The 5,753-nt window shown below is 40.1% G+C and carries 4 protein-coding genes and 1 pseudogene; all 5 read right to left on the minus strand.

Annotated elements, in window-relative coordinates; translation table 11 throughout:
* Positions 1–116: 116 nt before the first annotated feature.
* On the minus strand, positions 117–2,807 hold the full coding sequence (locus ACTB1O_RS11045) for a UPF0182 family membrane protein (RefSeq protein ID WP_462995191.1): 2,691 nt from the start codon (positions 2,805–2,807) through the stop codon (positions 117–119).
* Positions 2,808–3,013: 206 nt separating this feature from the next.
* Positions 3,014–4,234: a tRNA (N(6)-L-threonylcarbamoyladenosine(37)-C(2))-methylthiotransferase gene (locus tag ACTB1O_RS11050; RefSeq protein ID WP_462995192.1), complete on the minus strand. Its 1,221-nt coding sequence runs from the start codon at positions 4,232–4,234 to the stop codon at positions 3,014–3,016.
* Positions 4,235–4,303: 69 nt separating this feature from the next.
* Positions 4,304–4,729 (minus strand): DNA polymerase ligase N-terminal domain-containing protein, encoded by a 426-nt coding sequence (locus ACTB1O_RS11055; protein WP_462995193.1) that lies wholly within the window; start codon positions 4,727–4,729, stop codon positions 4,304–4,306.
* 68 nt (positions 4,730–4,797) lie between these two features.
* Positions 4,798–5,154 carry a DUF5518 domain-containing protein gene (locus tag ACTB1O_RS11060; RefSeq protein WP_462995194.1) on the minus strand — a complete coding sequence of 119 codons (357 nt, stop codon included), beginning with the start codon at positions 5,152–5,154 and terminating at the stop codon, positions 4,798–4,800.
* Positions 5,155–5,242: 88 nt separating this feature from the next.
* A pseudogene (locus tag ACTB1O_RS11065) lies at positions 5,243–5,753 on the minus strand (DUF4435 domain-containing protein); the annotation flags it as partial.

Raw genomic sequence — 5,753 nt, forward strand, 5'->3', positions numbered from 1 at the left:
TTATGATAAAGTAGTTGATAAAATAGTAAAAAAATGCTTTCCGGGCAATAATATAATCTGTGTGAAATATTTCTTCTCTTCAAAAAAGTTATGTGACTGCTCAGAAAAAAAAGGGATCAGGATTCTATTATTCCGCCAATCAGATCAATATTTCTCTGGTATTCACCGAGATCACCATTATTAAGCGCCTTCTGTGCACTGTCATAAATTTTGGCAATCCTGTTTAGCTTATCCAAAACCTCACTGCTGACAACTAAAACCTCTTCACCCTCACCGATGCCCTCTCCGGCACCTCCAACAGGCTGTTCAACAGCAATATCTCCGAATATCTCATCCAGTGCTTCTGCAAGAGTATCCTTCATAGTCAGGCGATCGTTATATGCAACAATCACACGCTTAAGCTGTGGAAGTGTTCCCTTCTCTGTTGCCTCAAGATAAAGCGGCTCAACATAAAGTATTGAGTTCTCAATCGGAATTATTAGTGTATTGCCCCTTAAAACCGATGACCCTGACTGTGACCACAATGTAATATCCTGTGATATTTCAGTGTCCTGATCAATTCTCGCCTCAATCTGCATAGGGCCGTATGTCAGCTCCTGCTTTGAGAACTGATAGACCACAATACCGCCGTAATTTGGTGTATCAGACCTTATGGCCATCCATGCAATCAGATTCTCCTTACTGCGTGGCGTAAACGGCAGCATCTGGATGAACTCCTCAGACTCTTCGCCCGGAAGTTTCATGATAACATAATAAGGCTCCATTCTCTGCCTTGAACCCCTGTACACCTCATCCGGCACACTCCAGGCATCTTCCCGGTTATAAAACACCCTTGGATCTTTCATATGATACAGTGAATAGACTTCAGACTGAACATTAAAAATGCCGGCCGGATATCTGACATGGCTGCGGAGGTCTTCAGGCATCTCTGAAAAGTCCTTAAATACGCCCGGAAATATTTTGTCATATGTCTGAATCAGAGGATCCTTATTGTTTACAGTATAATATGAAATATCTCCGTTGTAAGCGTCAATTACAACTTTAACACTGTTTCTGATATAATTGAACTTTTCATATTCAGAAGTCTGAATCGTTGCCGAATACGGGAATTTATCTGTTGTGGTATAGGCATCAATTACCCAAAAGAGCCTTCCTTCTGAAACAACGATGTACGGATCTGAATCATATGATAAAAACGGTGCAATAATAGCCGTACGTTCCAGAATATTCCTGTTCATAAGAATTCTGCTGTCAGAATCAAGGCTTCCGGAAACCAGAAGTTCAACAGACTTAAACTTAATGGCATAAATGAGCCTCTGAATTATCCCGGATAACTCAACACCTCCGGCTCCCTGATAAGTTGTGTAAATATTGTCATCACTTGAAGGATAATCAAATTCTTCTGTTTTGGTCATAACAACAGAATAGTCATCAAGACCCTCGCCGTAATAAATTCCAGGCTGGTTGAGGCTGATATAATCAGAACTCGGAGGGATGTCCTTTAAGTAAAAATCAGGCAGACCCTCTTTTGATACAACATCGACCGGACTCATGACAGCCCCGTAGCCATGGGTATAAACCAGATGGGTATTGACCCAGGTCTGTGCCTGCGTCGGAAGATCCTTGATATTCATCTCCCTTGCCGAGACCAGGACCTCTTTATAGCTGTCATCGAAGGTATAGCGGTCAACGTCAATGTCATTGAATTCATAATAAGTTCTGAAGAGCTGCAGCTGCTCATATGTAGTCTTTAAAGGGCGCCAGTCCCAGAGACGGATATTTTCAACAGTTGCACTGTTCTTAATAATATCCGTTGTTGTCAGATTATAATCAACAGTGAACTGCCTCTCATCAACACTATCAAGGCCGTATGCAGCCAGAGTGCTGTTGATATTATATGAAAGATACTCTTTTTCAAGATTAAACTCGTTTGGAGATACAATCAAAGTCTGGACACCACCACCGATTACCAGTCCGATAACTGCAACTGCAATAAAAATGATGATGCCATATTTAAGGACTTCAGGCCTGCGCAGTTTTTCGTTTATCAAAAATCCGATTCCAATCAAAAATGAGACTAATGCTAAAACCACCATAACCGGAAGTGTAACTGTCGCATCAGTATATCCGACACCAAATACAGTTTCTCCGGGAGTGAACAACAGGTCATAGCGTGAAAGCCAGATTCTTGCTGATATTGCTGAAAACAGGAAAAACAGCAGGACACTGAGCTGCGGGATGAAAGAGTCTATCTTAATCCGGCCCTTAAATTCAGTTACAGGATATTCATTGAAATTAAGGGTTATAATTTTTGATTCCAGCAGATAACCAAGGAATGATACAATTATCGAAAATATGACGACTCCGATGAAAAAATTTACAATCAGGTTAAAAAACGGGAGTGAAAATACATAAAATCCTACATCAAGTCCGAAGATAAAATCAGATATGCCGAAAGGTTCCTGGTTTAAAAACATCAGCACAGTCTTCCACTGTGATGATACTGATACACCACCAAAAAGTGCCCCAAGGCCACAGACTAAAATCAACAGCCTTTTGTTTAAAACCGAAACGTCACTTACGTTTGCCGCAGACTTAAGAGAAATTCTGGCGTTAATGTAACTAAAACCAAAGATAACAACTGCTGCAATTATTCCGAGAATTACTGATACTAATATTATGTTTAAAAAAATGCCGGCATAGCCGACAGAATCAAACCAGTAGTAATCACCCAGAAATGAAATTAATGCCGCAAATACTATAATAATTATTACAGGTATTACTGCGAGATATTGAGATATTTTCATAATACAGGTACAAGATAAATACGGAGATACTTAAAGCCATAACATGTATTCCAATCCCGACATGTTACTGGTCAGGTTCATCTGTCGGGTACATTTCAGCTGTGAAGAAAAAAGCTATGCCGGTATCCTGATTAATAAGAGGTGTATCCGGTGAAATTTAAAACCCTCTGAAGTATGTCAGCACTGTCTGATAATTTATAGAGAAATTATTTCACTAAAACAATCTCTGCTATGAGATAATGCCTTTTGTGGGATGTAATTCTAACTTTTAATTTTTTTCCAAGAGGGATATTCTCCTTTATCACAATATTGTTGTAGGATTTGTCTCTTGCAATGACGCTGCCCTCCTTTTTCTGCTCGGTGACTGCGACATCAAGAGTTTTGCCAATCATTTTACTGTTGTTTTCATCGTAGATTTTGTTTGCGGCAATTGTCAAAGCTCTTGATCTGTTCTTCTTTACCCAGTCAGGAAAATCTTTGTATTCAGCTGCCGGAGTTCCCTCTCTTACAGAAAAACGTGTTATATTGACCTTTGTCGGTTTTGTTATGTTTAAAAGCTCCAGAGTCTCTTCAAAGTCTTCGTCTGTTTCTGTCGGATAACCAACTATGAAATCGGTTGACATCCTCACATCAGGAATCTGTTCTTTGAATGCATCGACAACTTTTACATATTCGGATGCGGTATATCCTCTCTGCATGGTTTTTAGAACATTGTCTGATCCTGACTGAACAGGCAGATGAACAAATGAGTAGATCTTTTCAAGATTAAAAGCAGGAATGAGTTTTTCTGTAATCGGGATTACTGTTGCAGGATTCATCATCCCGACACGGACTGCAAAATCGCCTTCGATTTCGTTTAACGCATAAAGAAGGGCTGAGAGGTCTGTTCCGATATCCCTTCCCCAGGCGCTTACATCCTGCCCTGTAAGCTGAATCTCGGTTGCACCTTCATCAATCAGTCTTTTTGCTTCTTCAATAATTTTTTCAGATGTAAAGCTTTTAAGACGGCCTCTTGCATGCCTTGTTATGCAGTATGCACATTTTCCCAGACACCCTGTTCCCATCTGCAAAATACCCACATTTTTATCGACAACTGCTCCCACACGGTCGCTGCACTCATAGATCTTATCGGGCAGAATAATATGGATGTCAGGCCTGACTGACTCTAAAAGCTCTTTCTGAACAATCGGCATACACCCTGTGACATAGACCTCTTTGTCATGATATTCGTTAATTGCTTTTATCATGGCCCTTTCTGTCTGGGAGACGACAGTGCAGGTGTTGATTACAACTGCTTCACAGTCTTTTGGTTCTGCAACTGTACATCCCTGCAAGATTGCAATCTCTTTTATCTTCTCCGTATCAGCGAAGTTGAATGTGCAGCCGTAGGTCTCAAAATGGACTTTCTTTGATTTTAAGGTGTGCATTGAATACAGGAATATATTTGTATCCCAAGTGCAAAAAAGATGAGTTTTGTGCGGGTTTGAAAAAGATGGTTAATCCGCTTTCATTAAAAGCCAGGTCTTTGGTCCTGCCTTCTGAAATCTTACAAGAATGTATCTTCCTTTATATCTATCGCCGGTGAGAATAAATTCAATTTTTATATCGCTCCAGAAAAGGGTTTCGTATTTTCCGCTGTCATCAATTTTAATCTCCCCTGCACCATACCGACCTTTAGGTATTATTCCGCTGAAGTACAGTATATCAGTTCTGTGCTCCCCTGATTCTATTGCAAGCCGTTTCTCCTTTGAAACCATGGGAATTCCCTTTGGGAGCGCCCAGCACTTCAACACTCCGTCTCTTTCAAGTCTGAGGTCATAGTGGAGTGATTTTGCCTGATGTTCATGCAGAACAAATCTGAGACTTTTACCTTCTTCAGGGGACTTTTCAGTAATTATCATCTTCTGGATGATAATACTCATGATCTGTTTACAAAAAAACTTTTGTATGTGGCATAGCCATAAAGAAATATTTTATTAGAATTTCTGATTTAGTCTTTGTTTAAAAGGCCTCCAAAAGCTCCTCCGATTAAACCTAAGATTCCAAGCGTCACTGCAAGCACTGCAAGAATTATAATGTCAGCAACCGCACCTGCAAGAATTCCTGCTGCTCCAAACAAAGCCGCACCAAATATGAGTATCAAAACAGAAATGATAATTCCGCCGAATATGCCTGCACAAAAACCTGCCTTTGCACCGTTTGATACACCTTCGCCTGCTAAAAGTCCTGCTACAAATCCGCCGATTAAAGGCCCTAAAAGGCCTGCAACTCCTCCGTAATGTCCAAATGCCGAGCTCAGAACAACCATTGCGATGAATCCGATAAAAGCTGCGAACCAGAATCTCATGAAAATAATGGTGGTTTTAATTGAAAAAACCTTTTGGGAGGAAAAATCTTAAGAAAGACACGGACTGGATTTTTCCGGTTTTCTTCCTTTAGTTAACATTTCTTATGAAAATAGGCCTGGTTATTTTTTGATTCTGCTCTTTTGCCCAGCAGTTTATCTCTTTGAAAAGTTCGGTTCTGAAGAATTCGTCTTCATCGTAGAAATTTCTAAACACTCTCTCAAGGTCTCTTGAACGAACCTTTTCACCAGTTTTTGAGGGATAGTTGATGTTAATGTCTGTTAATAATGCACACATTAAGTCATGGCCCCGGCAGATCTGCATCGGATAATCAAAGTAATTTTCATTCTCCGACAGTTCAGATGAGAGTTTCTCTCTGAAGGTTTCAAATCTTGTCTGGTTTCGTTTGCAGATGAGTTCCATTAATTTTTCTTCATCCGGTTTAAGCGATGACGGATCTGTAAAATCCAGAAAAACATTCTTTTTTTTGCAGTTGATATGCTTGAAAGTCATCCTCATGTCATACTTTTCGTTTACATATAAAGAGAGGCCGATTAAGCGTGAACATTCGATAAGGCGGGTTAAAATGCTTCCTTCTCTC

It is taken from the genome of Methanomicrobium sp. (assembly GCF_055145805.1).